28 protein-coding genes and 1 tRNA gene are annotated in these 23,706 nt (G+C 50.7%); 20 read left to right on the top strand and 9 right to left on the bottom strand.

What is annotated here, in order from left to right; genetic code table 11:
* The first annotated feature begins 119 nt into the window (after positions 1-119).
* Complete coding sequence (locus Dvar_RS16375; RefSeq protein WP_419662759.1) at positions 120-581, top strand: chemotaxis protein CheX; 462 nt, start codon at positions 120-122, stop codon at positions 579-581.
* 91 nt (positions 582-672) lie between these two features.
* On the opposite strand, the gene alaS is transcribed toward Dvar_RS16375, so the two are convergent.
* From alaS to Dvar_RS16350, 5 genes are all read right to left on the bottom strand, one after another.
* Complete coding sequence (alaS, locus tag Dvar_RS16370; RefSeq protein WP_419662758.1) at positions 673-3,300, bottom strand: alanine--tRNA ligase; 2,628 nt, start codon at positions 3,298-3,300, stop codon at positions 673-675.
* Positions 3,301-3,366: 66 nt separating this feature from the next.
* Positions 3,367-4,434 carry a recombinase RecA gene (gene recA, locus Dvar_RS16365; RefSeq protein WP_419662757.1) on the bottom strand — a complete coding sequence of 356 codons (1,068 nt, stop codon included), beginning with the start codon at positions 4,432-4,434 and terminating at the stop codon, positions 3,367-3,369.
* Positions 4,435-4,500: 66 nt separating this feature from the next.
* The gene (gene thpR / locus Dvar_RS16360; RefSeq protein ID WP_419662756.1) at positions 4,501-5,091 is read right to left on the bottom strand and encodes an RNA 2',3'-cyclic phosphodiesterase; all 591 of its coding nucleotides are present in this window, start codon (positions 5,089-5,091) and stop codon (positions 4,501-4,503) included.
* Between the two features lie 34 nt (positions 5,092-5,125).
* A complete protein-coding gene (locus Dvar_RS16355; protein ID WP_419662755.1) occupies positions 5,126-6,295 on the bottom strand; it encodes a homocysteine biosynthesis protein in 1,170 nt (389 codons plus the stop codon).
* Positions 6,296-6,309: 14 nt separating this feature from the next.
* The gene (locus tag Dvar_RS16350; protein ID WP_419662754.1) at positions 6,310-7,683 is read right to left on the bottom strand and encodes a M23 family metallopeptidase; all 1,374 of its coding nucleotides are present in this window, start codon (positions 7,681-7,683) and stop codon (positions 6,310-6,312) included.
* Positions 7,684-8,027: 344 nt separating this feature from the next.
* Between Dvar_RS16350 and kdsA the strand changes: the two genes are divergently transcribed.
* From kdsA to Dvar_RS16280, 14 genes are all read left to right on the top strand, one after another.
* Complete coding sequence (kdsA, locus tag Dvar_RS16345; RefSeq protein WP_419662753.1) at positions 8,028-8,816, top strand: 3-deoxy-8-phosphooctulonate synthase; 789 nt, start codon at positions 8,028-8,030, stop codon at positions 8,814-8,816.
* A 9-nt stretch (positions 8,817-8,825) separates the two neighbouring features.
* The gene (locus Dvar_RS16340) at positions 8,826-9,344 is read left to right on the top strand and encodes a KdsC family phosphatase (protein WP_419662752.1); all 519 of its coding nucleotides are present in this window, start codon (positions 8,826-8,828) and stop codon (positions 9,342-9,344) included.
* Positions 9,341-9,910, top strand: coding sequence for an LPS export ABC transporter periplasmic protein LptC (gene lptC, locus Dvar_RS16335; protein WP_419662751.1), 570 nt, complete (start codon positions 9,341-9,343; stop codon positions 9,908-9,910). Before Dvar_RS16340 ends, lptC begins: the two co-directional genes overlap by 4 nt.
* Positions 9,891-10,460, top strand: a complete 570-nt coding sequence (lptA, locus tag Dvar_RS16330; protein WP_419662750.1) for a lipopolysaccharide transport periplasmic protein LptA — start codon at positions 9,891-9,893, stop codon at positions 10,458-10,460. Before lptC ends, lptA begins: the two co-directional genes overlap by 20 nt.
* 14 nt (positions 10,461-10,474) lie before the next feature.
* Positions 10,475-11,197 (top strand): LPS export ABC transporter ATP-binding protein, encoded by a 723-nt coding sequence (gene lptB, locus Dvar_RS16325; RefSeq protein ID WP_419664124.1) that lies wholly within the window; start codon positions 10,475-10,477, stop codon positions 11,195-11,197.
* Position 11,198: 1 nt separating this feature from the next.
* Positions 11,199-12,632, top strand: a complete 1,434-nt coding sequence (gene rpoN, locus Dvar_RS16320) for an RNA polymerase factor sigma-54 (protein ID WP_419662749.1) — start codon at positions 11,199-11,201, stop codon at positions 12,630-12,632.
* 117 nt (positions 12,633-12,749) lie between these two features.
* Complete coding sequence (gene hpf, locus Dvar_RS16315; protein WP_419662748.1) at positions 12,750-13,289, top strand: ribosome hibernation-promoting factor, HPF/YfiA family; 540 nt, start codon at positions 12,750-12,752, stop codon at positions 13,287-13,289.
* Between the two features lie 37 nt (positions 13,290-13,326).
* Positions 13,327-13,785 (top strand): PTS sugar transporter subunit IIA, encoded by a 459-nt coding sequence (locus tag Dvar_RS16310; protein ID WP_419662747.1) that lies wholly within the window; start codon positions 13,327-13,329, stop codon positions 13,783-13,785.
* Between the two features lie 58 nt (positions 13,786-13,843).
* Entirely contained in the window at positions 13,844-14,716 is an 873-nt protein-coding gene (rapZ, locus tag Dvar_RS16305; protein ID WP_419662746.1) for an RNase adapter RapZ, read from the top strand.
* A 55-nt stretch (positions 14,717-14,771) separates the two neighbouring features.
* Positions 14,772-15,185, top strand: a complete 414-nt coding sequence (locus tag Dvar_RS16300; protein ID WP_419662745.1) for a PTS sugar transporter subunit IIA — start codon at positions 14,772-14,774, stop codon at positions 15,183-15,185.
* A 64-nt stretch (positions 15,186-15,249) separates the two neighbouring features.
* Positions 15,250-16,254, top strand: coding sequence for a type I glyceraldehyde-3-phosphate dehydrogenase (gene gap, locus Dvar_RS16295; RefSeq protein ID WP_419662744.1), 1,005 nt, complete (start codon positions 15,250-15,252; stop codon positions 16,252-16,254).
* Between the two features lie 85 nt (positions 16,255-16,339).
* Positions 16,340-17,104 (top strand): triose-phosphate isomerase, encoded by a 765-nt coding sequence (gene tpiA / locus Dvar_RS16290; RefSeq protein WP_419662743.1) that lies wholly within the window; start codon positions 16,340-16,342, stop codon positions 17,102-17,104.
* Between the two features lie 23 nt (positions 17,105-17,127).
* Positions 17,128-17,502: a preprotein translocase subunit SecG gene (gene secG / locus Dvar_RS16285; RefSeq protein WP_419662742.1), complete on the top strand. Its 375-nt coding sequence runs from the start codon at positions 17,128-17,130 to the stop codon at positions 17,500-17,502.
* Positions 17,503-17,517: 15 nt separating this feature from the next.
* A tRNA-Leu gene (locus Dvar_RS16280) sits at positions 17,518-17,604 on the top strand.
* Between the two features lie 115 nt (positions 17,605-17,719).
* Here Dvar_RS16280 and Dvar_RS16275 read toward each other — a convergent pair.
* The 3 genes from Dvar_RS16275 to Dvar_RS16265 are packed head-to-tail and all read right to left on the bottom strand — an operon-like array spanning position 17,720 to position 19,048.
* Entirely contained in the window at positions 17,720-18,157 is a 438-nt protein-coding gene (locus Dvar_RS16275; protein WP_419662741.1) for a hypothetical protein, read from the bottom strand.
* Positions 18,158-18,170: 13 nt separating this feature from the next.
* Positions 18,171-18,416: a hypothetical protein gene (locus tag Dvar_RS16270; protein ID WP_419662740.1), complete on the bottom strand. Its 246-nt coding sequence runs from the start codon at positions 18,414-18,416 to the stop codon at positions 18,171-18,173.
* A complete protein-coding gene (locus Dvar_RS16265; protein ID WP_419662739.1) occupies positions 18,413-19,048 on the bottom strand; it encodes an AAA family ATPase in 636 nt (211 codons plus the stop codon). Before Dvar_RS16265 ends, Dvar_RS16270 begins: the two co-directional genes overlap by 4 nt.
* Before the next feature lie 144 nt (positions 19,049-19,192).
* Here Dvar_RS16265 and Dvar_RS16260 point away from each other — a divergent pair, with 144 nt between their 5' ends.
* The 5 genes from Dvar_RS16260 to Dvar_RS16240 all read left to right on the top strand — a co-directional run bounded on the left by Dvar_RS16260 (position 19,193) and on the right by Dvar_RS16240 (position 21,127).
* On the top strand, positions 19,193-19,348 hold the full coding sequence (locus tag Dvar_RS16260) for a hypothetical protein (RefSeq protein WP_419662738.1): 156 nt from the start codon (positions 19,193-19,195) through the stop codon (positions 19,346-19,348).
* Between the two features lie 110 nt (positions 19,349-19,458).
* A complete protein-coding gene (locus Dvar_RS16255; RefSeq protein WP_419662737.1) occupies positions 19,459-19,647 on the top strand; it encodes a hypothetical protein in 189 nt (62 codons plus the stop codon).
* Between the two features lie 132 nt (positions 19,648-19,779).
* A complete protein-coding gene (locus Dvar_RS16250) occupies positions 19,780-20,184 on the top strand; it encodes a DUF6011 domain-containing protein (RefSeq protein ID WP_419662736.1) in 405 nt (134 codons plus the stop codon).
* Between the two features lie 272 nt (positions 20,185-20,456).
* A complete protein-coding gene (locus tag Dvar_RS16245; RefSeq protein WP_419662735.1) occupies positions 20,457-20,948 on the top strand; it encodes a hypothetical protein in 492 nt (163 codons plus the stop codon).
* Positions 20,945-21,127 carry a hypothetical protein gene (locus tag Dvar_RS16240; protein WP_419662734.1) on the top strand — a complete coding sequence of 61 codons (183 nt, stop codon included), beginning with the start codon at positions 20,945-20,947 and terminating at the stop codon, positions 21,125-21,127. The genes Dvar_RS16245 and Dvar_RS16240 overlap by 4 nt, the downstream gene beginning before the upstream one ends.
* A gap of 274 nt (positions 21,128-21,401) precedes the next feature.
* Here the strand turns inward: Dvar_RS16240 and Dvar_RS16235 are convergent, their stop codons facing one another.
* Positions 21,402-23,315, bottom strand: a complete 1,914-nt coding sequence (locus tag Dvar_RS16235) for a PocR ligand-binding domain-containing protein (RefSeq protein ID WP_419662733.1) — start codon at positions 23,313-23,315, stop codon at positions 21,402-21,404.
* Positions 23,316-23,706 lie beyond the last annotated feature (391 nt).

The following is a 23,706-nucleotide window of genomic DNA, read 5'->3' as shown; positions in this document are numbered from 1 at the left end:
GCCGATGATAAGCCTGTACGCGCAAAACGCCAAGCAGACGCAATTATAAGGGTAAATGAAGCCGGACCACGATGCATCAATTACCGTCAACGATTAATTAACCTCGTGATGGGGGAACAATGGACGTTAAATATATCAATCCATTTATCAATGCTGTTAAAAAGCTCTTCGACACCATGATCGAGGTGCCTTTCAAGCTGGGCAAACCCAGTCTGAAGAAAGGCAACCTGCCGGAATACGAAATCAGCAGTATCATCGGCCTGTCGGGAACGGTTACCGGTTGCGTGGTCATCAATCTTTCACGGGATATTGCCCTTCAGCTGGTGTCCGCACTGATTGGCGACGAAGTGACCGAACTGGATGATGATTGCACCGATGCCATCGGTGAAATCGCCAATATGATCGCGGGTAACGCCAAAACCGATTTCCCTTCTTCGGGCACCTCTATCAGTGTGCCTAGCGTTGTTGTCGGTAAACACAAAGTTTCATACCCTTCTGGTCTGCCGATTATTTCCATACCCTGTATCACGGACAAGGGGGAGATGGTCATCGAGGTGGCGCTGAAAGAGAACGGCCAATAACCTCGATTCAGTCCACCATAAAACAACACCGGCCATGGTCCAATTAATAACCATGGCCGGTGTTGTTTTATTATTTCTCAATGGACACGATTTATCCGTTGGCAATAATTTCGCGGGCCTTTTCCAGTGCCCGGGTCAGGTGCTGAGGCTGGGTACCACCGGCCTGCGCCATATCCGGCCGCCCGCCACCCCCGCCGCCCACTTCGCCGGCAATGATCTTGATCATCTTCCCGGCATGAAAGCGGTCCGCGAGGTCTTTGCTGACCGTTACAATCAACAAGGCTTTGCCACCGGCTTCCGCCCCCAGCACCACAATGCCCGATCCCAGACGATCCTTGAATCGGTCGGCCAGTTCCCGCAGTGCGGCCGGCTTTTCCACGGTGACCTGACGGATAACGGTATCCACGCCGTTGATCTGTAACGCCTGGTCCCCATCGCCGTCGGCCTGCATTTCGGCCATTTTGGTTTTCAGCTGTTCGGTTTTCTTTTCCGCGCGTTTGAGTTGGGTCAACATGGACTCCACGCGCTGCACCAATCCATCGGGTTTATCCTTGACCAGCGCCCCCAGTTGATTGAGGATGCGGCTGTTTTTTTGCACTTCTTGCAGTGCGGCGCCACCGCTTACCGCTTCGATACGACGTACACCGGAGGCCACACTGGATTCGGATAAGATTTTAAACAACCCGATGTTACCGGTCCGGGTGGTATGGGTGCCACCGCAAAGCTCACGGCTGAATGTAGAAAGGCTGATGACCCGCACCCGGTCCCCGTACTTTTCTTCAAACAAGGCCGTGGCACCGGATTCCACCGCCGTATCCATATCCATTTCCTGCATGGCCACCGGCACGTTCTGCCGAATCCGGTCGTTGACAAACACTTCGATGCGCTCCAGCACGTCCGGTTCAATCTGGGAGAAGTGGGTAAAGTCAAATCGCAGCCGGTCCGGCGCCACCAGAGAACCGGCCTGCTTGACATGATCGCCGAGTACCTGGCGCAGTGCGGCATGCAGGATATGGGTCGCCGTATGATTGCAGGCCACGGCATCCCGGCGCGTTTCATCCACGGTAAGCATGACCGTCTGGTTGCTTTCCAGGCGCCCGGTTTTGATTTTTCCCTTGTGGATAATGATACCGGTGGGATCTTTAACGGTGTTGTCCACCACCATCATAAGGCCCGGCGCGGTAATGGTCCCATGGTCGCCGACCTGACCGCCGGCTTCACCGTAAAACGGAGTGGCGGTGGTGACCACTTCCACGGTCGCTCCCGCCTCGGCCGCATCCACCCCTTTTTCGTCACGCACGATCAGTACGACCTGTGCCTCACAGCTCAAGGTGCCGTAGCCGACAAATTCAGGTTTTTCGCCTGCGGCGCTTAGTTGCCGGTAGGCGTCGATTGCGCCGCTAAACGCGATTTTAGAGCGCGACTGCTGGCGCTGCTTTTCCATGCGCGTCTCAAACCCGTCGGTGTCTACAATCAGTCCCTCGTCGCGCACCACATCGCGCACGATGTCCAGGGGAAAACCGAAGGTATCGTACAATTTGAAAATCAGGTCACCGGGAACCTGTTTGTCTCCCTTGGCACGAATTTCAGCCAGGGCATCGTTTAGCACCCGCAGCCCGTTGTCGAGGGTTTCCGAAAAACGGTTTTCCTCGTTTTCTATCACGTTGGTGATAAAGGCCGCACCGGCTTTCAAGTCAGGATAGGCCGGTTCCATGATGTCGAAAACCACCCGCGCGGTTTCGTGTAAAAACGGGTTGGTCAGCCCGATATTGCGTCCATAGCGGATGGCCCGGCGCATGATGCGGCGCAATACATAGCCACGCCCCTCGTTGGAGGGAAGCACCCCATCGCCAATCAAAAAGGCCGCCGCCCGGCTGTGATCGGCAATGACCTTCATGGCCACATCAATGGATTCATTCTGCCCATAAGCCTTCTCAGCCAGCATTTCAGTGCGCTGGATGATGGGGTAAATCAGATCGGTTTCAAAATTGGTGCTGACATTTTGAATGATCGATGCCATGCGCTCCAGCCCCAGTCCCGTGTCGATACTGGGTTTGGGCAGCGGCGTCATGGTGCCGGATTCATCACGGTTGAACTGCATGAACACCAGGTTCCAGATTTCCAGAAATCGGTCGCAATCGCAGGCTACATCACAGTCCGGTCGCCCGCACCCGTGCTCTGGTCCCCGATCCAGGTGGATTTCGCTGCAGGGTCCGCAAGGTCCCGTGTCGCCCATGGCCCAGAAGTTGTCTTTTTCGCCCAGCCTGACCATCCGTGATTCAGGGATACCGATATTCTTGGTCCACAGGTCATAGGCGTCATCGTCATCCAGGTAGACCGATGCCCACAGTTTATCCGCCGGCAGGCCGTAACCGTTGGTCAACAGGTCCCAGGCAAACTCTACCGCCTGTTCCTTGAAGTAGTCTCCAAAGGAGAAATTGCCCAGCATCTCGAAGAAGGTATGATGCCTGGCCGTATAGCCGACATTTTCCAGATCATTGTGTTTTCCGCCGGCCCGGACGCACTTTTGGGAGGTGGTCGCCCGATTGTAGTCGCGCTTTTCTTCTCCTAAAAACGTACGCTTGAATTGGACCATACCGGCATTGGTAAACAATAGCGTCGGGTCGTCCTGAGGAATCAGGGAAGAGCTCCGCACCACCCGGTGGCCATGTTTCTGGAAATAATCGAGGTAGCGTTGTCGTATCTCATTGCCGGTCATAACCATCTCCTAAAATGGGGTGTTACACCTCCCGAAAAAGCCGTTGTTGTTGGCCCGGGGTGGTTCTTATTTTTTTTTATTGGCTTTTTCAGCTTTTTCCGGTTTATCTGTTGGTTGCGTAGCGTCATCCGTGGCAGCCGGCAGCAGGCCCACGGCCTCACGGACCTTCTTGTCCACGGTGGCAAACAGATCATCGTTGTCCTGGAAAAACTTTTTCACGTTCTCGCGCCCCTGCCCGATGCGTTCGCCATTATAGGCGTACCAGGAACCGCTTTTTTCGATAATACCGGCGCTGACCCCGACATCCAGCAGGTCGCCGGTCCGCGAAATTCCCTCCCCATACATGATATCGAACTCAGCCTCCTTGAACGGCGGCGCCATCTTGTTCTTGACCACTTTGACCCGGGTCCGGTTGCCGACGATATTTTGGCCGTCTTTGATGGCACCGATACGCCGGATGTCCAGCCTTACAGAGCTGTAGAATTTCAAGGCATTACCACCGGTCGTGGTCTCCGGGTTGCCAAACATCACGCCAATTTTCATGCGGATCTGATTGATGAAAATCACCGAGGTCATGGTTTTGCCGATCGTGGCGGTCAGTTTCCGCAAGGCCTGGGACATGAGCCTGGCCTGCAGCCCCATATGCGCATCGCCCATCTCCCCTTCGATCTCAGCCCGCGGGACAAGGGCGGCAACACTGTCGATCACCATCACGTCAATGGCACCGCTGCGCAACAGCATGTCGGCGATTTCCAGGGCCTGTTCACCGGTATCGGGTTGTGAGACCAACAGTTCGTCGCAGTTGACTCCCAGCTTACGTGCATAGACCGTATCCAGGGCATGCTCGGCATCGATAAATGCCGCAATGCCGCCTTGTTTTTGGGCATTGGCCACCGCATGCAACGCCAGGGTCGTTTTCCCCGATGATTCAGGGCCAAAAACCTCGATCACACGCCCGCGAGGCAAGCCGCCGATTCCAAGGGCGCGATCCAGTTCAATGGCGCCGGTTGAGATCACAGGAATATCTTCGACGGGACGGGCGCCTAGTTTCATGATGGCACCTTTGCCGAATTGGCGCTCGATCTGCCCCATGGCAGCATCAACCGCTTTGGTCTTATCCGGTGAAATGGTCATGCCAATCTCCCCTTCTATTGATCCCGGCCCGACGTCACATCCGGCCGACGGTCATTTTTCGGATTTTCATATTTTCATTCTGGTGCCTGCCGCCAAGGGCGCTGCGTGCAACATTTTGTATTCGGCACCACTGGGCTTGAGCACACTTTGATAAAGCCGTATCTGATCAATGCGAAACGGCTCGGACGATGCGTCTTTAAGCGGTTCCAACAACGCCCCCAGCACCTTGGGATCAGGACGCTGACGTGTTCGCCCAATGGTCAGATGCGCCCGAAATGGACGTCTGTCGCGTTTGAAGCCAAGGGACACGAATTCCGATTCAATCGTGTTTTGAAGCAGTCCCAGCTGGTCTATATCACCAGTTAGGCCCACCCACAACACCCGAGCCTGACGAAGATTGGGGAACACCCCGGCCCCTTTGGCAGTCAGGGTAAACGGGGCGATCGACCGGGTGACGGCATCCATCTGAGCCCTTGTCGCCGGAAGCGTGGACAGATCAATATCCCCTAAAAACTTGAGCGTCAGATGAATGTTCGTCGCCGGTACCCAGCGGATGTTGGTCCTGGACGAGCGCAGTCGCTCTTGAATCTGTTTTAAGAATTCAGATACCGCATCGGAAACCGGCAAGGCGACAAAGGTTCTGATCGTGTTGGCCATAACGCTTTCCTTCGGCTGCACAATACCTTTTGCATCAACCCGAAGGCAGGGTAAACTGGGGTTCTCCCAGTTCAAACGTGCCCGCACCGATCCATTGTTTGAGGGTATCGGCAATCTGGCGGGCTTTTACCATACTGGACAAGGGCACCGTGGGAACCTTCTTGCCTTGAAAGTCGATAACACCGCTTTTCAGCTCTGCATAGCTGACCTGCCTGAGGCTGCTGGCCTTGCCTTTGGGATAGTCCTTCCCGTAATCCAAAACCTGAGTGAAGATCTGGTCATCGGACACAGCTGTGAACTGCGCCATTTCGGCATTTAAAACGGGAATGGGAACCCCAAGTCCCACCGCCAGCGAGCAACCGTAGCCCTGCATGCTGACCCCCACCAGCCAATCCGGACTCATCTGCTTCAGGTCCCCCATGACCCACAGGGTGCCGGCCGGGGTAAGCGGCGTCCCATTGTCGGCGCGTTTAATATCAAAGTTATGCTGGGTGCCGTGCCAGGTGACATAGCCGACACCGCCCCCCAGAAAAATCCGCGTTCCCAGTCCGATGGTGCGGTAATACGGATCATTGAACAGCGGACTGAGTTGACCGGCAGTGCTGTAATTGGCATTGCCGGCGCCGGGTTTCAGGGTGCCCATGTAAGTATAAACGGTTTTTTTGCTCAGGTTGACTGCGCAATTGTAGTTCTGGTAAGCGTTTCTCGGATTGCACAAGGTGGCCTGGGGCAGGGTTTTAAGGGTCATGGCCTTCTCATACTCCCGCCGCGGGTAGCAATCCGTTCCGTAGGCGGTGGCTCTGAGATAAACCTTTTTGCCGGCCACAAGATCCTGAATGACATGTCCACCACCATATGTGAACTCGCCGGGATAAACCTTATTGAGCGGGTCGTCTTCACACGGTTCGGTGGCCCCCAGATAGCAGTCCACCGCAGCAATCCCGCCATAGGCGGGCACATTGTTGAACCACACCTTGGACGCTTTGATTCCCGGCACACTGTGACCAAAATTGATGAATGCACCAGAGGAACACATGGGAGAAAATGTTCCGGTGGTCACCACGTCCACTTGGCGCGCCGCTTCTTCAGGGCCATTGTCCTTGACGATGTCAATCATCTCCTCCGCAGTGACGACCACAACATCACCGGAGCGTATTTTTTCATTGATCTGTTGGTAGGTTTTCTGAACCTTTCGGGTTCCCATGCGACTCTCAGCTCCTATTCAGATTCTGCGTTTTCAATCTTGCTGGTAATATTGTTTTTTATCCATGCGGCATCCCACCACTCCACGGGATTGACATAGGTTTGGTGGATCATCATCCCGAAATGCAGGTGATCGCCACCCGCCATCCCGGTCATGCCGGTTTTGCCGATGATTTGTCCCTTGTCGACCATCTGTCCGTCGCTCACACCAATATGGCTCAAATGGGAATAGAGCGTGAACAGTCCAAATCCGTGATCAAGAATCACCGTATTGCCGTAGATTCCCAAATTGCCGGTGAATGCGATTTTTCCATTGTTGGCCGCCGGAACGGGAGAATGGGCCGTGGACGCCAGATCAATGCCCATGTGGACCTGACGGTCGATCACCTTGCCGTTGTAAAAATAGGTTCGATGGTCGGCAAAACGGGCCCGGTTGGCGGAGCCGGGCAAACGCGAAAAAGCGCCATTCCAAAATACCTGTTTTTCCGTCTGGACGGTAATACCGTTCACCTTCTGATAGTCTTTAGTGCGCTGTTCACGGTTGACCTTCAAAAACAGATCGAGCTGGCTCTCTCCCGCCATTTCAGGAAAATAGGGTTCAAAATCAGGCATTTTGGAATTAAAAAAGCGATCTGACAGTTTAATGGCATCTTTTCTGAACGACCGGGCATTGATGTGGTACACCATCCCTTTCGTTGATTGGTTGCCAGCCTGATCCTGGGCACTGATCGCCAGATGGGTTTGTTTGCCCTGCGTGTAGTCGAGCGCAAAAAAGGCCATGTGGATCGCCGGATCCTTGAAATGCCCCGGGTAACCGGGATAAAACCGGTCCCCCACCATCACACCGCTGACCGGACATACTTCAGAAAGCCGGTAAATGGCAAGCCCACTGCCCCCCTGGTTAAGATTATGACGCCGACTGATAACGCTGATCGTTGGCGCCTGGGTATCAATCTGAATCTCTTTTTCAAGATAGACCTGGTTGCCTTTTCCCCATTTACGCAGTGAATAATCCCAGACCACGATCCGGATCATGCCTTTTCCATCGGAAAGCCCCAGATCCTGCGGAGAGATGGTGGCCTCAACGTCTACAGTCTTTTCCTTTCCCCCGGCAAAAAAGCCGGCCGACGGGAAAGTGCGTTGCAGAATTTCCTCTTCACGGCCGTCCACCAACAATCCCATCCATATTTTACGGATGCCGCTACCCGAATCCGACACCGATATGGATACCGTTCGCGATTTGCCGATATACGGCGACTCAAGTTTGACATCAAGGGCTGGCGCGGTTCCTTCCATGCGCACGATGGCCAGCCAGACTGTCGGGATACTAACCAACAGCACAAGGATGATTACCAGTATTGGTTTGAATGATCTTCCTTTTTTGTTCAAGACAGCGTCCCTTTCGGTGTTTGTTTTTAGGCTTGGGAAATATGATAAGCCAAAAAACGTGAAGGATTCTCCAAACCGGCCGATGATAGGTAGTACCCGTCCAAAAAAGTGTCTAATCCGGAAGGGCATCAGATACGGTCATTGGCAGTGTATTCACTTTGGCAAGATATCCTGATCGTCGGCACATCTGGATTGTGCATCTGATCGATTCAACACCTTTAAAAGGGGCACAATAACAGTTAAGTCACCGTTAATCAAGGCAAAGTTTTTCTCAGCTTGACATTTTAACCGCCCGCGGATACATAGGAAATCAGGATTAAACGATAACAGAAAGACAATCTTGAATGAATTCTCAAACGCCATTATTTCTAATTAGCGGTCCCTGCGTCATCGAGGATGCGGATGTGACCTTGCGAATCGCCACGCGCCTTAAGGAAATCACCGATCGGTTGGAAATTCCGTTCACGTTCAAGGCCTCCTATGATAAAGCCAACCGCACCTCCATTGGCTCTTTCCGGGGCCCTGGCGTAGAAGACGGACTCAAGATATTGTCCCAAATCAAGCATACCCTGGATGTGCCTATTTTATCGGATGTCCACCGTATCCATGAAGTCGCCGCCGCCGCCGAGGTTCTGGATGTCCTTCAAATTCCGGCGTTTCTTTGCCGCCAAACCGATTTGATCCTCGAAGTGGCCAAAACCGGTAAACCGGTCAATGTGAAGAAGGGACAGTTTCTGGCCCCGTGGGACATGGTCAACATTATCGAAAAAATCCGTTCGGTTTCCAGTGTCCGTCCCATGATTACCGAACGGGGCGTGATGTTCGGATACAATAATCTGGTCGTGGACTTTCGGGGCATTCAAATTATGCAAAAAACCGGCTGTCCGGTGGTCTTTGATGCCACGCACAGTGTCCAATTGCCCGGTGGTGCAGGAACCCGTTCCGGTGGACAACGCGAGTTCGCCCCGGTGCTGGCCCGGGCAGCCGTTGCGGCCGGTGCAGACGGTGTTTTTCTTGAGGTCCACGAAGACCCTGACAAAGCGCTTTGTGATGGCCCCAACTCACTACCGCTTGATCAATTACCCGAACTGCTGAAACAGCTTAAAGCGATAAAAAGTGCCCTTACCAGCTGAAATCAATTCATGACACACACGCTTTTCAAACAACTTTCCTTGCTGTTGTTGGACGTGGATGGTGTGCTTACCACCGGTCAAGTGATCTATAATGATGCCGGACAGGAAACCAAAGTGTTTAATGTTCGTGACGGATTGGGTCTGCGGCTGCTCAGGGAAGCCGGAATTCCCGTCGGCATCATCACCGGCCGGCGGTCAATGGCACTGGTGCATCGCTGCAATAATCTGGGAATTACCTTGTTGAAAGACGGGGTACGCGACAAAACTGAGGCCCTAGCGTCGGTCCTGAAAGAAATGAGGGTATCAGCGGCTGAGACTGCGTTTGTGGGCGATGATCTGCCGGATCTGCCGGTAATGAAGCGGGTGGGTGTACCCATTGCCGTGGCCGATGCGCATGAGCTGGTGAAACAGGCGGCGGTATGGACCACCTGTGCACATGGCGGACAAGGTGCGGTACGGGAAATCTGCGAAACCATCCTCAAAGCCAGGGGACAGTGGGACGCGTTGATTCAAAGGCTGTTTGCATGAACAAACGACGTCTGATCAAACGCCTGTTACTGACGGTGCTTGCCCTGGCGTTGACGGCCATGGTGATTATTTTTGTCAGTTACCGGCAAGTGACCCAGAATCCTGAGGTACTGTTATCTCAGATCAAGGAAGAGGCGGACATGCACCTTAGCAAAATCCGCCAAACCGCCACCAAAAACGGAATTCGGGAATGGCGCATGGAAGCGGAATCTGCCTCCCTGGTCAATAAAAAAAAGACCATGCTGCTGGTCAATCCCAATGTGGAAGTGTTCATGACCGATGGAGATAACGTCCACTTGACGGCTGATGAAGGGATCATCTATACCGATTCAAACCGATTGGCGGTTTCGGGAAATGTCGTAGCCAAAACGCGCCTTTATCAATTTCGCACGGAATCCGTTGTTTATGACCCGGATACCCGTGAACTTCGATCCGATACCCCCATAACGGTGTCCAGTGAATCAGTCAGCCTCAAGGCCAACACCATGACCATGAAACTATCGAGTCGAATTACCTTTTTCGAAGGGGGCGTGGAAGGAACGATCAGTGAGGATTTCAAGCTTTAATCGGCTGCCCTGGACCGGGCGGCTACTGTTTTGCTTTCTGTTGCTGATGTGCTGGCCCAGTTTCCGTCTGGTCGCGGATACGGATTCACCCAATCCGCCGGCTGATGCAATTGAAGGAAAAAGAATTGATATCACCGCCCAACGGCTGATATCGGATTCTGCAAACAACAACGCTGAGTTTGTTGGCGATGTGCGTTTGCGTCAGGGCGACACCGTGATTACTGCAGACAGCCTCAAACTTTTTTTCGGCGGCGAGTCAAAAACGGAGAATGCCTCGCCGGCTCAATCACTGGAAAAGTTGGTGGCCACCGGAAACGTGGAAATTAAATTTGACAATAGGCTTGCTGTTGCCCAGCAGGCAGTATATATAACAGCACAGCGTGTTCTGACCTTGACCGGTCCGGACGCCAAGATTACCAGTGGAGACAATACCATCAGCGGTGATACGATCACCTTTTACCGTGATAGCGGACGGTTTACTGTTGAAGGCGGGCCCAAAGGTCGGGTGAAGGCGATCATCCTCAATCCGGAAGACTCGGGCTTGGAGTAAGTGTGGAAGAGATGATGGCCACCCTGTCGGTTAGTGAACTGGTTAAGGTTTATCGAGGGCGACGGGTTGTGGATCAGGTCAGCCTGGGTGTGCAAAGCGGGCAGGTGATCGGCTTGTTAGGACCCAATGGAGCCGGTAAAACAACAACATTTTATATGACTGTTGGCCTGGTTAAACCCGATGCAGGCAAAATATTTCTTGATGAAAAAGACATCACGGAATATCCCATGCACATCCGGGCTAAATCGGGCGTTGGTTATTTGCCCCAGGAGGCGTCCATTTTTCGGAAGCTGACGGTTCGCCAAAATATCATGATCATTCTCGAAACCCTGCCGCTCAATCGGCGGCAGCGCAATGATCGAGCCGACAGCTTGCTGGAAGAATTGGGAATTACCCATGTGGCGGAATCCAAAGCGGCGGTACTTTCCGGTGGCGAACGCCGCCGCCTGGAAATATCCCGTGCCCTGGCCACCGATCCGGCGTTCATGCTTTTGGACGAACCGTTTGCCGGCATCGACCCGTTGGCAGTGATTGACATAAAAAAAATCATTGCCCATTTAAAGTCTCGTAATATTGGTATTCTGATTTCCGATCACAACGTCCGCGAAACCCTGGGGGCCTGTGATTCGGCTTTTATCTTGAGCGAAGGCAAGGTGATTGAAAACGGTACACCGGAGCATATAGCGACCAGTGCAATCGCCAAACGGATCTATTTAGGAGACGAATTTACACTCTAAGATGGCAATTGAACTCAGACAACAACTTAAACTAACCCAGCAGCTGATCATGACGCCACAGCTCCAGATGGCGATCAAATTACTACAGCTGTCCCGTCTAGAGCTGGTGGACACCATCCGGCAGGAGTTGGAAGAAAACCCAACGCTGGAAGAACTTCAGGAAACGCCCGATAAAACCAAGGATGGCGATACCGAAGAAACGCCTGCGCCCACCGTCGAAGAAGCCCGGGAAGTTACCATCGATGAAAAGATCAACGATGACATTGACTGGAGCAATTACATCGACGAGTATAATGCGCCGGGCAAGATCAATTTCGAGGGTGAGAATCGGGAAGCGCCGCAATATGAGGCTTTTGTTTCCTCAAAGGAATCACTCAGCGATCATCTGCTGTGGCAATTGTTGATGCTCTCGCCAACGGATATTGAAAAGCAGGTGGGCAGCCTGATCATCGGCAACCTCAATCGGGATGGCTACCTTCAGTTGTCGGTGGAAGAGTTGTCTGAACAAAGTGGGATTTCCATCGAAATGGTCGAGGATGTCCTGGAGACCATGCAGTCCTTTGACCCGGTGGGTGTCTGTGCCAGGGACTTGCGAGAATGCCTTTTGCTTCAGGCCCGCATGCTGGATCTGAACGACAGCCTGGTCACGGATATCATTTCCGATCATTTGAAAAACCTGGAAAACAAAAACTTCAAGGCGATCTGCAAGGCCTTGAAGGTCAAACAGAAAGATGTAATTACGGCCGTCAACGTGATTCGTGCGCTCGAGCCGAAACCTGGCCGGCAATTCAGTGAAGAAACCCCGCACTATATTATCCCGGATATTTACGTCTACAAAAGCGAAGATGATTTTGTGATTGTTTTGAATGACGATGGCATGCCCAAGTTGCGGGTCAACCCGTTTTACAAACGCGCGATTACCCGCCAAAATGAAGTCAGTGCCAACGCCAAGGATTACATTCGCGATAAAATGCGGTCCGCCGCCTGGCTGATTCGCAGTATCCACCAACGCCAGAAAACCATCTACAAGGTCATGGAAAGCATCCTCAAGTTTCAACGGGACTTTTTTGAAAAGGGTGTGGCGCATTTGAAGCCCATGGTCCTGCGCGATGTGGCTGAGGATATCAACATGCATGAATCCACCATCAGCCGGGTAACCACCAATAAATATGCCCATACGCCGCAGGGCATTTTTGAGCTCAAGTATTTTTTCAACAGTTCTATCAAGCGCGTCCACGGTGAGGACATCGCTTCGGCCAGCGTACAGGCCAAAATCAAAAAATTGATCGAAAGCGAAAATCCGAAAAAGCCTTTTAGTGACAGCAAGATGGCTGAAATGCTCAAAGCCGATAATATCGATATTGCCCGTCGAACCGTTGCCAAATACAGGGAGATGATGGGCATCTTATCCTCCAGCAAGCGCAAGCAGTTCTGATGGGATATCACCAATCGCCACTCGGGTTCGCATTTTGCCGCTTACACGGCCCGCAAAAAAGGATCACCCCTTTGCAGTTGAAATGGTCCGACAGCAGGAATTATCAAAGGAGGCCCAATGAATACATCCGTTAGATTCAAGAACCTCGAATCCTCCGATGCGCTTAAATCCTATGTCAGCGAGAAACTGGACCGCATGGACAAATATTTCAATGGACCCGCCGAGGCCAATGTCGTTCTCTCCATTGAAAAGTTTCGCCATAGCGCGGAAATCCATATTATCGGTGATCGGTTAGCCATCAATGGCAAGGAAGAAACAGAGGAAATGTATTCCGCCATTGACATGGTGCTGGACAAACTGGAAGTCCAGATTAAAAAAAATAAACAGAAAAGCCGGGACTATCGGGCCAAGGGAAAAACCGTTTCCCAACCGCTGGAAGAAACCGTCTTGGAAGAAACCGTCGATGACAGTACCCCCCCACCCCGTGTGCGGGTCCACAATATTGAATACAAACCCATGGATGTCGATGAAGCCGTCATGCAAATGGATTTGATCAAGGATAACTTTCTGGTATTTACCAATGCAAGGACCGACTGCGTCAATGTTCTTTATCGACAAAAGGATGGTAATTACGGTTTGATTCAACCCCGTCCGTAATTAACGATATAAAGATGCCGGATCAGGTAAAACAACGATGAAAATTCTGGATGTTCTCGATAAAGACGCGATTCAAGTGGATTTGCAAGCCAAGGATAAGATCGGCATTTTGAATGAATTGGTCACCCCCATTGCACGCATTACCGGTATCGACCAAAGTGAGATTGTTCGGGTTCTGATGGAGCGCGAACGCTTGGGGAGCACCGGCATTGGGGGCGGTATCGGCATTCCGCATGGTAAGCTGAAAAATCTGGAAAAACTGGTACTGGGATTCGGGTTGAGTCGGCAAGGTGTTGATTTCGAATCCATGGATGGCTATCCGACCCACTTGTTTTTTCTGTTGCTCACCCCTGAACACGCCACCGATCTTCATCTTAAGTTGCTGGCCCGTGTCTCCCGGCTGCTGAAGAAAGAACCGCTCAAGGAGATGATGATGAAAGCCACCAGCGCAGAGGAAGTCATTGATATCATCATCGAAGATGATGAGGACTTTTAGCCCCGTTGCAATCATCTAAGGCTATCGATACCCCCTATAATCGTGGGAGAGCCAGGCTGTGAAAGGTCCCACCATCACCGTCATTACAGGCAAATCCGGGTCCGGTAAAAGTACGGCCATGGCGGCTTTTGAGGATTCGGGCTACTACTGTGTGGATAACATGCCGGTTGCTTTACTACCGGCATTTCTCAAATTGCCCATTGACTATGGTGGAACGTTTGCCGGCCTGGCCCTTGGTATGGACCTGAGGGAAAAGGAATTCATCCACCAGTATGAGTCCGTCCTCAAACAATTAACGCGCAAAGGCTTTCGATTCCGGATCATCTTCATCGATGCGGATACAAAGTCCCTGCTTCGGCGATACAGTCAGACAAGGCGCAAGCATCCACTGGCCATCGACAAAAGCATCAGCGACGCCATCGACGAAGAAGCAGGCCTGTTGACCGAGCTAAAACACAGTGCCGATACCGTCATTGATACATCGGACCTGAATGTTCATGAGCTGAAAGCCATTATTCGCCAAATCGCCGATTCGGTGGGCGATGCTTCATCGCTTCGCGTTCATGTGCTTTCTTTTGGTTTCAAGTTCGGTTTACCCGTTCACGCCGATTTGGTGATGGATGTGCGTTTTCTAAAGAACCCCTATTTCGTTGAATCCCTGCGCGCCCTTAGCGGGAAAACCGAAAAAATACGAACTTTTGTCTTGAATAATGACCAAACCTGCTTATTTTTACATAAATATTTCGATCTTTTGGACACGTTGATTCCCCAATATGAAAATGAAGGCAAAGCATACCTCACCATTGCCATTGGCTGTACAGGAGGTCGTCACCGTTCCGTGGTGATTGCCAGGGAAATGTGTGATCATCTGACGGCATCGGGTTATAAAGCGGTACTAACCCATCGTGACATTGACAAATCCCGTGAATAGAATGCGAGAGGCCGTTTCTGTCACCCAAATTTACTATATGAAAGAATTTTGAGATATGATTGGCGTTTTAGTTGTTACGCATTGTCATCTTGGAGACGCATTGTTGGAAGCAGTGGACTTCATCCTGGGCGAGCGGCCGGAAGCCATGGCTGCGGTATCCATTGATCTGAATGAAAATGCAGATAAATTGCGCAATAAGCTCGCTGATGCAATCAAGAAATTGAAAAATGACGAAGGGACCCTGATCCTCACCGACATGTTTGGCGGAACGCCATCCAATCTGAGTTATTCGTTTCTCGAAGAAGGACGCATCGAAGTGGTCTCCGGGGTCAACCTGCCCATTCTCATCCGTGCGGCCAGTGCCCGTAAAAATCAGTCACTTGCGGAATTGGCAGCCAACATCGAGGCTTTTGGAAAAAAAAGTATCTCCATGGCCAGTGGCATATTAAAAGGAAACAAGCGGGGGTAATTGTTCATGCCTTTCACCACCAAACGGTTATTCAACCATGGGGAAACCCTGTAAGGAGGGCAAGATGAGCATAAAGATAGGGATCAACGGTTTTGGCAGAATCGGTCGCGTGGTTTTCCGTGCCGCCATGAAACATCCGGATGTTGAGGTCGTGGCGATCAATGATCTGACCGACGCGACGACCATGGCGCATCTACTTCAATATGACTCGGTTCACAACAAGTTGGACGGGGTTGTCCAGGCCAAGGAAGGCGCCATTGAAGTTGATGGCAAGGCTATTGCCTACACCGCCATCAAAGATCCGGAAAAAATACCGTGGAAGGATTACGGTGTGGACATCGCCTGTGAATGCACAGGGCTTTTCCGTGACCGGGACAACGCCGCCAAGCACCTTACCGCCGGTGCTCGAAAAGTGATTATTTCTGCTCCCGCCCAACGGCCGGATATCACCATTGTCATGGGGGTCAATGCCAACAATTACGATCCCAAACAGCACCATGTCATTTCCAACGCATCGTGCACCACCAATTGCCTGGCACCGGTCGCCAAGGTGCTCATGGAAAATTTCGGCATCCAAAGCGGTCTGATGACCACCATCCACTCCTATACCGGCGATCAACGCCTGCTTGACTTTCCCCACAAGGATCTTCGCCGTGCCAGAGCCGCCGCCCTGTCCATGATTCCCACCACCACAGGGGCAGCCAAAGCCGTGGCATTGGTACTTCCCGAACTGGAAGGAAAGCTCAATGGTCTGGCCATTCGGGTCCCCACGCCCAATGTGTCCATCGTCGATGTTGTCGTTAACGTCGAAAAAAGCGGTGTCACGACATCGGATGTCAATGAGGCGCTGAAAGAGGCTGCCGACGGACCACTCAATGGCATTTTGGGATACAGCGACCTGCCTCTGGTCTCCTCGGATTTCAATGGATGCCCGCTTTCATCCATTGTCGACGCCCAAACCACATATGCCGTGGACAAGATGATCAAGGTCCTGTCGTGGTACGACAATGAAACCGGTTACTCCAACCGGATGGTTGACCTTGCCGCCATGATCGGCAAGCAGCTGTAATCTATTGCCATCATAAATTTTTTAGTATATTTTTATAACACCTATTCCAACGCTATTGTCTGTATAGGCCAAAGGAGCATAGTTGATGAGCAGTCGAACGCCATTGATCGCGGGCAACTGGAAAATGCATAAATCCGGAACCCAAGCCATCGAATCCGCCGAGCGACTTAAAACCCTGGTTAACGCCGCCTCAGGCGTGGACATCATGATTGCACCGACATTCACCGCCCTGTTCCAGGTGGGCCAGGTACTTAAAGGCAGTCCTATCGCCCTGGGGGCCCAGAACATGCATTGGGAACAGCAAGGCGCCTTTACCGGTGAAATATCGGCGGATATGCTCGTTGATGCGGGCTGTAGCCAGGTTATCATCGGTCACTCCGAGCGGCGCCAGTATTTTGGTGAAACCGATGAGACCGTCAACCGCAAAATAAAGGCGGCCCTGCAGGCGAAATTGACCCCGGTATTTTGCATTGGTGAAACGGAATCTCAGCGATTAGCCGGAGAAACATTTTCTGTACTTGACAAACAGGTTCGAAATGGTCTAAAAAACTTTGTTTTTAATGATCTGGGCAATCTTATTATTGCCTATGAGCCGGTATGGGCCATCGGGACGGGACAAACCGCTACCCGTGAACAGGCACAAGAGGCCCACGAAAATATCCGGTCGCTGCTCGAGACAATTTTTAATAAGGATCTTGCCGGTTCCACGCGGATCCTTTACGGGGGCAGCGTCAAACCCGACAATGTGCGCGCACTCATGGAAATGCCTGATGTCGATGGCGCGTTGGTTGGCGGGGCCAGCTTGGATCCTGACACGTTCAGCAAGCTGATATTTTTCAATGAGAATTGATTAACCGTTAAAGACGATAACGAATGTCAATATTACTCGTAGTTATTCATGTAGTTGTATGCGTCGCCCTGATCATGATCGTCCTGCTTCAGACAGGCAAAGGAGCAGATATGGGGGCAGCCTTTGGGGGCGGCAGTAGCCAGACACTTTTTGGAAGCAGTGGCGCGTCGACCTTCCTGAGCAAGGCGACCACGGTGGCCGCCATCGTTTTCATGCTGACCTCCCTGACGCTGGCGTACGTGGCCGGAGGCAAGACCGTGAAATCCGTGGTTTCGGATATTCCGGTGCCGGCCGCGGAGCAGCAGCAAACACAGGAACCACAAACAGAAGGCAACGCTGCAGATACTGGTGCACCGGCAGAAACACCAGAAACGGACGCGGGTACGAAAACAGAATAATTAAATAGTTAAAATGCCGAGGTGGTGGAATTTGGTAGACACGCTATCTTGAGGGGGTAGTGGCCAACGGTCGTGCGGGTTCAAGTCCCGCCCTCGGCACCACAATAAAATCAAGGGTTTGCAGAAAACCGATTCTGTAAACCCTTTTTATTTGCGCCTTCACAAAGATAGGCATTTTTTTTACATATAATATCAATCTGTTCCATCGAGGCCCATTTTAGGTAACTACTTTCCCGTAATGGCTCCCATAATGGCGTTCCCGATTCGTTCCCGGCAACGATGATACTCGTTGCGACACGTTGTCGATGATATCACCGAACCGTCTTTGAATTTCCGGGTCGTTTTCCAGCTCAGCAACAAGGCCCTTCAAAAAATCCGTGGTTTCCAAATTGGAAAGATAAGCGGGATCCACCACATGTTCTGGAAACAGATCAACTTTGATGTTTAGTTTGAAAAAGGCATGGACCTTCCCTTTTATTCGGATCAATGACGTGACCTCCCGGATTGCCTTGTCGTATTCCTTTCCCGGGCGCACTCCGTCCGGATAGCAAGCCTCAACCTCGGCCGCGAGCATGGAAATCAGGTTTTCATAGAATTCGATCCGCTGGTTCGGACTGATTTCCGCCACTCTTTGCATCACCAACTTTTGGCTCAAAATCCGTTTCCTTTCAATTGATCAATTTTTTAAGCTCTTGCTCAATTGCCTCCTCCACAACCTCCATGATAAAACCATGGATGCTGTATGGCGTATTTTCTGCAATGTACTGGAGTTTCAGGTGCACAGGCTCCGGCAGACGAAGATTGAAAGATTTGACAACACGCTCGTTCGCGTCAGCCCAGGGCAAGTTGGATTTTCCCTGGATGAATCCGTCCTCGGGGAGATTGTGTTTCTTTGGGATGGGTGGTTTTTTCATGAAAAGACCTCTTTGTATAGGGATTCAATTTCTGCTTTTGCCTTCATATCATCCATTTCATAGACAGATACCCCCTCCTTGGCTGCCTTCCGGAAAATGATCCGGTCCCTGATAACGCTTTCGGACAGGATCAGGTTCGGATATTCCAGGATGTATTTTCTTGCTTCCTCGATCTCACTTGCTCGTGGATGTGGCGAGACCAGGTTCAAAAACACAAATGTTCTTAACCCCTCGTTATACATGCTCGCGTCTTCCACCATCTGATTGATGTTTTCCAGTGTCCAGGCATCGAACTGGCTCGGCCGCACTGGTACATAAAATTTGTCCGCGCCCAGCATCGCCGACCTAAGCTCGACAGAATCCTGGCCGCCAGCGTCAATGATGATCACTTTGAATTTCATTCGCATATCGGCCAGCTCTCGGTGGATCTTTCCCCCAGTCTTTCGAACACAGGGAACGTGGATCAGGGATTCGTTTTCATCTCGGGTGATTGCCCAATAAGTTGCCGTAGCCTGCTTGTCAGTATCCACCAACAGCACATCATTGCCTTGGATTGCCTGCATAGCTGCAAGGTTCGTTGCGATCGTGCTTTTTCCGGTTCCGCCCTTTTCCCCACCAATCAGGATGATCATGCCATTTCCTTTTGTTGAATCATACCATTCCATTCGGCACCGATCTGTACCATTTCGATCTACCCCTGTCAACGCTCGTTCTTTTTACAGAAAATTGAGACTTATGCAATTGCAAATCAACCAACCCATTCAAAGGAGAATCTCATGATCGTTGATAAAATTTCCAGCACCGCAATCAATTTCATCCGGTTCAAAGGCATCGCCTGGATCGTCAAGGCCAGCTATGCGCCGAGACCTCCCAGGCCATTCCAGCCTGCCCTTCAGATGCAGCCATCCATAAGATGGTTGGAAACACCTTAAACAAATTGGTTGCCATCACCATCAACTAAGGAGATCTGGATGATGCTCAGCCCGCCGACTCGAAATCCTATCTCAACGCCCTGAAACAAAAAACTGAAAAGGACAAAGTTATGACCGCCAGGCCCCTCACCCTCGACGAAGTCAAAGCCCTCTGGAAAAAGACCACCCGGAACATCGAAATCATTGGAGACGACCGTTCAGGTCTGCAATGGCACCATCGCTTGACCGGCAAAACCGCTCCAGTAAACGAGGATGATATTAAAGGTATCGCCTGGATCAATCGGCAAATGAAAAAATAAGCCCCATTTCATACCCCCCCCAAATGCCCCGGCTTCGGCCGGGGTTCTTTTTTGCGTTTCGTACTTTTTACAGAAAATTGAGCTTTATGTGTCTGTAACAACACATAAAACCGTTTTCGAAAGGAGGTCGAAATGCTTCAAAATCCCGCAAAGTATATCAAAGCCGGCAAAGCCATCTTCACCATCCAGAACGTCGAAACTGGCAATCGTTTCACCTATAAAGCCAAGAAAGCCGACAATGACGACGTCTGGTTCATATCTGTCCTTAACGGTCCCGACAATTACTCGAATTATCAGTACATGGGCTGCTTGTTCGGCGACGATTTCCGCCTCACCAAAAAGAGCAAGATAACCCGGGACGCCCCCTCATACAAAGCCTTCGCCTGGACCTGGACCCGGCTCCAGCAGAACAACCTGCCGTTTAACGTCGAAATTCATCATGAAGGCCGATGCGGTCGTTGCGGTCGCCGGCTGACAGTGCCTTCTTCCATTGAAACTGGGTATGGAGAAGAATGTGCAAAAATAATTGGAAGTTAAACAATGTCATCGAAAAGCATTGAAAACACCTATTCAATTGATAAATAATTTACAAAAAATCCCATTTCCAACAAAATACAGAAAACTGAGCGCTATAGAAAAACAGGTACGGAATTTTTTTACCAAACTCATGAAGCCTATAAACTATCCGACCCCAAAACCTATGTAGCCCCTGGTATCAATGGCAACGATTGGGGGTGCAACAACGTCAGCGCCAATAGCGCCGACGCGGTTGGATATCATGTGGCAGACTCACCGAGTTGTAGAAACTAATGCCCTCAAATTACAAACGCATAATGGCCCGCGTGGACTGGATAAAAAACCAGCTCCGCGCGGGCCGTCACTGGAACGCATCGATTCTGGCGGCCGAGTTCGGTATTTCTGGAAAGACCGCCCAGCGCACCATCAATGATTTCAAGAAAACGTATCCGGATTGGGATATCAGATATGATCCACAAGAAAAAACGATCTATCTTGAAAATTCACTTCCGATTCGGCCAGCGGACCGCAGACCGGGCCGCTTGCAAATGTCCGGGAAAGAGTTTGCAGAAATCCGGAAAAGTTTGACCCTCACCCACGATCAACTGGCCGATTGCACCTATCATTGCGCATCGCTTATTGCCAAATGGGAATCCGAGGAAAAACAGATCCCAACGGACATGATCCTTTTGATGCGTGCATGGGATCGGGCCAGGTGGTTCGGCCTTTGGCGCGGCCGTCAACGCCGAATTTATCGACGCCAGGGAAAGGAACGATCCGAATGAAATGGGTTGATCAATTCCGCCGCGACCGGGGTAAGGACCTGCCGGACTGGCCCGGGTGTTATACAATCTTCTGTGATGATGCCGGTGGCACGCAAACGGTTCCGCCGGACCGCGTTCCCGATATCGGCTGGCTTGGGGGATTTTTTAAAGAAACTTTGATGGTGGGTTGCCTTATCTAAATTGGGTCAGCCTGAAAATAATTTAACAAATAACCTGGTCAGAATTCAATCCGCATGCAGCTTAACCCCAGTAACTAAGAGCGTTGAGATAGACAGATGAAATATGGGTGTATAACAAGCTTTGGAAGTATTGTTATCTGTACCATGCCCCTGAAAGGTTTCGGTTGAGAGGAAGGCATATATCTGCAATCGGGACTGACTATCACTTCCTATCAACGATAAATGAATAATTCAGCAATAAGGGGCCTTAACGTGGAATTAGTTCGAATTTTCTTTACTTTATTTCGGCGTGCACACGATTGATTGTTTCGACAAGGGTGTTTGGTGATCCGCATTTGGTCAAATAGGCACTGGCACCGGCTTCAAGCATTTTGTTACGCGTGTCGGTATCATTGTGCATGCTTAAACCAATTATGCGAATCGTGGGATTACTACGAGTTATTTCTGCCGTAGCTTCAAAGCCATCAAGTTCGGGCATGGTGACGTCCATGAGAATCACATCCGGTTTTAGCTGATCTGCCAGCTGCACCGCCTCACGACCATTGACAGCTTGTCCGACGATTGAAAGATTTTCACTGCTTTGAAGCAGTTTGGATAGAGCCTCGCGCATCAAATGATGGTCATCGGCCAGCAGAACACGAATGGGCAAGTTTATGTCCAACTGTTGGGCGACTTGGACAGACTCGCCACCGGTAGTTTCCTTCTGCTCAGCAATACCCCCAACCATTAGTGAAGAACCAAAAGTCTTCTTGGAAACGTTCTTGGGGACTGACATTTCCACACAACACCCCTTTCCGGGAGAGGTTTCCACCTTCATGGAACCGCCTAAAAAGGTGATGCGATCATCGATGTTGTACAGGCCAAACCCCATTCCTTTCCCTTGATTGGATTTGGCCGATTGATAGTCGAATCCGCGTCCCAAATCCTTTACGCGAATATAAATCATGCCGTTTTTGCAAAAAATGTCTATTTCAGCCGAATCCACTCCGGCATGCTTAAAGGCATTTATAACCAACTCCTTGGCCGCGCGATACAAAATCACGGCCAGAGTATGTGAATCTGGTTCGGCTTCGGCTTGAGAATGTATCCTTACCTCAAAACCATGCCTATTTTTAAAATCCGTGGCCAAAACGTTCAGAGCCGCCAATAGTCCATTGCGTGATAAGGCCGGAGGGTTGATTTCGTAGGAGAGATCACACGATTTTTGAATGCTGTCTCCGAGAAGCCCTTCAATGTTCATGAGTTTTTGTTCAGTCTTCGGATCGGCGGTCTTTCCTAATAAGCAGAGCTCCATTTTGATGTAAGCAAGCTGCTGTTGAAAATCATCGTGCAGAATGGACGCGATGTTCTTCCGCTCCCGCTCTTCGGCATCGGACAATTCCAGCGCAAGTTGTTGCAGCTGTTGTGTTCGGCTTTCAAGCTCTGCGGTGCGTTCGGCAACGCGTTGTTCTAAGGTATCATTTAGCTTATGGATTTTTTCCTCCGCTCGCTTGCGTTCGTGATTTTCCTTTTCCAACTCTATATTCGCATAGCTGACGTTTGAGATATAAGAGGTGAACTTAACTAAAAAGCTCATCAAATGGCTTATCGTTTTCCTGCTATATCTCGGGATTCGGCGAAATGCATCTATGTAGGCTTCTTTGTCAAACCCGTATTTTTCAGCCTGTTGGATAAACATTTCTTCAGCCACCGAATCATCATCGTAAAAGAACTGCCCGGTGTATATGTTACCCAGATGTTTATTTCCAATATATAGCGGAGTAACGACGTCCCACAGACCGTTTTTGCACTGATATTCTTTGTACTCTCCGGGCTTAATGTTTTTTACGAGGTAAAGATCACTTTCGGTGCAGTTCTGTGCGGTTTCTGGATGAACTCTGTGAAATTTAGTGCAGATATCCTGCCATCCGGTTGCTTCGATGACGTTACCATTCATGTCGAGAATGGCGGTAGGCATTCCGGTTAAATTATGGAAGTCATCCATGATCGACTGAATCTCTTCAATATCTATGATAGACTCGAGGCTGCCTGATTCCTCCGATGAATAGATGTCTTTCTCCACTGATCCTATTTCCGTTGATTCGAAATCCCTTGCTTCAATGGGTACATCCCTCACCCAAGTGCATTTTTCCTGTCCCAACGCTTTGACTTTTTGTAGGAGTTCCTCATAGGTCGGTTTGGGGGGCACAATCTTTCCTCGTAGATTACAATTAAAAAAATGTGGTAGCTTATAGATTTGGCTTGACGAATCCATTACCCTAATCAAGTTTCTGATTATATTTTGTAATTCCTTTGTGTTGCGTCAATCAGGGGAATTGGGGTTAATTGAGATTGGACGAAACCGCTCCGCGGCAGCTCTCCAGCCCGATCTCCCTTAGCCGCCTTACCATTTTTCGATCCATGGCCTGCATTCAAATCTACTGATCATGTAAACTACCTTTATCTTGCTGGTAATTTGCTCGAACAGGTGTGCGGCCTGTTCGAGCAGTTCATCCAGATCAGCGGGTGCATTCTCCCAATCCTGATAAATGGAATCGGTAATGGTTCCGTCCTTACCAAGACATGGGATGTATCTATTT

The organism is Desulfosarcina variabilis str. Montpellier, assembly GCF_048565275.1.
In the GTDB taxonomy this organism is placed as follows: Bacteria; Desulfobacterota; Desulfobacteria; order Desulfobacterales; family Desulfosarcinaceae; genus Desulfosarcina; species Desulfosarcina variabilis.
The sequence above is the reverse complement of the archived record's forward strand: the minus strand, read 5'-3'. Positions and strand labels throughout refer to the sequence as shown.

Bases quoted from the DNA above. Each gene is read 5' to 3' on its own strand.
- hpf (WP_419662748.1), top strand. From the start codon at position 12,750: ATGAATACATCCGTTAGATTCAAGAACCTCGAATCCTCCGATGCGCTT.
- lptC (WP_419662751.1), top strand. From the start codon at position 9,341: ATGAACAAACGACGTCTGATCAAACGCCTGTTACTGACGGTGCTTGCC.
- Dvar_RS16260 (WP_419662738.1), top strand. From the start codon at position 19,193: ATGATCGTTGATAAAATTTCCAGCACCGCAATCAATTTCATCCGGTTC.
- rpoN (WP_419662749.1), top strand. From the start codon at position 11,199: ATGGCAATTGAACTCAGACAACAACTTAAACTAACCCAGCAGCTGATC.
- tpiA (WP_419662743.1), top strand. From the start codon at position 16,340: ATGAGCAGTCGAACGCCATTGATCGCGGGCAACTGGAAAATGCATAAA.
- thpR (WP_419662756.1), bottom strand. From the start codon at position 5,091: ATGGCCAACACGATCAGAACCTTTGTCGCCTTGCCGGTTTCCGATGCG.
- Dvar_RS16310 (WP_419662747.1), top strand. From the start codon at position 13,327: ATGAAAATTCTGGATGTTCTCGATAAAGACGCGATTCAAGTGGATTTG.
- Dvar_RS16245 (WP_419662735.1), top strand. From the start codon at position 20,457: ATGCCCTCAAATTACAAACGCATAATGGCCCGCGTGGACTGGATAAAA.
- Dvar_RS16240 (WP_419662734.1), top strand. From the start codon at position 20,945: ATGAAATGGGTTGATCAATTCCGCCGCGACCGGGGTAAGGACCTGCCG.
- Dvar_RS16375 (WP_419662759.1), top strand. From the start codon at position 120: ATGGACGTTAAATATATCAATCCATTTATCAATGCTGTTAAAAAGCTC.
- gap (WP_419662744.1), top strand. From the start codon at position 15,250: ATGAGCATAAAGATAGGGATCAACGGTTTTGGCAGAATCGGTCGCGTG.
- kdsA (WP_419662753.1), top strand. From the start codon at position 8,028: ATGAATTCTCAAACGCCATTATTTCTAATTAGCGGTCCCTGCGTCATC.
- Dvar_RS16300 (WP_419662745.1), top strand. From the start codon at position 14,772: ATGATTGGCGTTTTAGTTGTTACGCATTGTCATCTTGGAGACGCATTG.
- Dvar_RS16340 (WP_419662752.1), top strand. From the start codon at position 8,826: ATGACACACACGCTTTTCAAACAACTTTCCTTGCTGTTGTTGGACGTG.
- lptB (WP_419664124.1), top strand. From the start codon at position 10,475: ATGGCCACCCTGTCGGTTAGTGAACTGGTTAAGGTTTATCGAGGGCGA.
- Dvar_RS16265 (WP_419662739.1), bottom strand. From the start codon at position 19,048: ATGATCATCCTGATTGGTGGGGAAAAGGGCGGAACCGGAAAAAGCACG.
- Dvar_RS16355 (WP_419662755.1), bottom strand. From the start codon at position 6,295: ATGGGAACCCGAAAGGTTCAGAAAACCTACCAACAGATCAATGAAAAA.
- secG (WP_419662742.1), top strand. From the start codon at position 17,128: ATGTCAATATTACTCGTAGTTATTCATGTAGTTGTATGCGTCGCCCTG.
- alaS (WP_419662758.1), bottom strand. From the start codon at position 3,300: ATGACCGGCAATGAGATACGACAACGCTACCTCGATTATTTCCAGAAA.
- Dvar_RS16270 (WP_419662740.1), bottom strand. From the start codon at position 18,416: ATGAAAAAACCACCCATCCCAAAGAAACACAATCTCCCCGAGGACGGA.
- Dvar_RS16255 (WP_419662737.1), top strand. From the start codon at position 19,459: ATGACCGCCAGGCCCCTCACCCTCGACGAAGTCAAAGCCCTCTGGAAA.
- recA (WP_419662757.1), bottom strand. From the start codon at position 4,434: ATGACCATTTCACCGGATAAGACCAAAGCGGTTGATGCTGCCATGGGG.
- Dvar_RS16250 (WP_419662736.1), top strand. From the start codon at position 19,780: ATGCTTCAAAATCCCGCAAAGTATATCAAAGCCGGCAAAGCCATCTTC.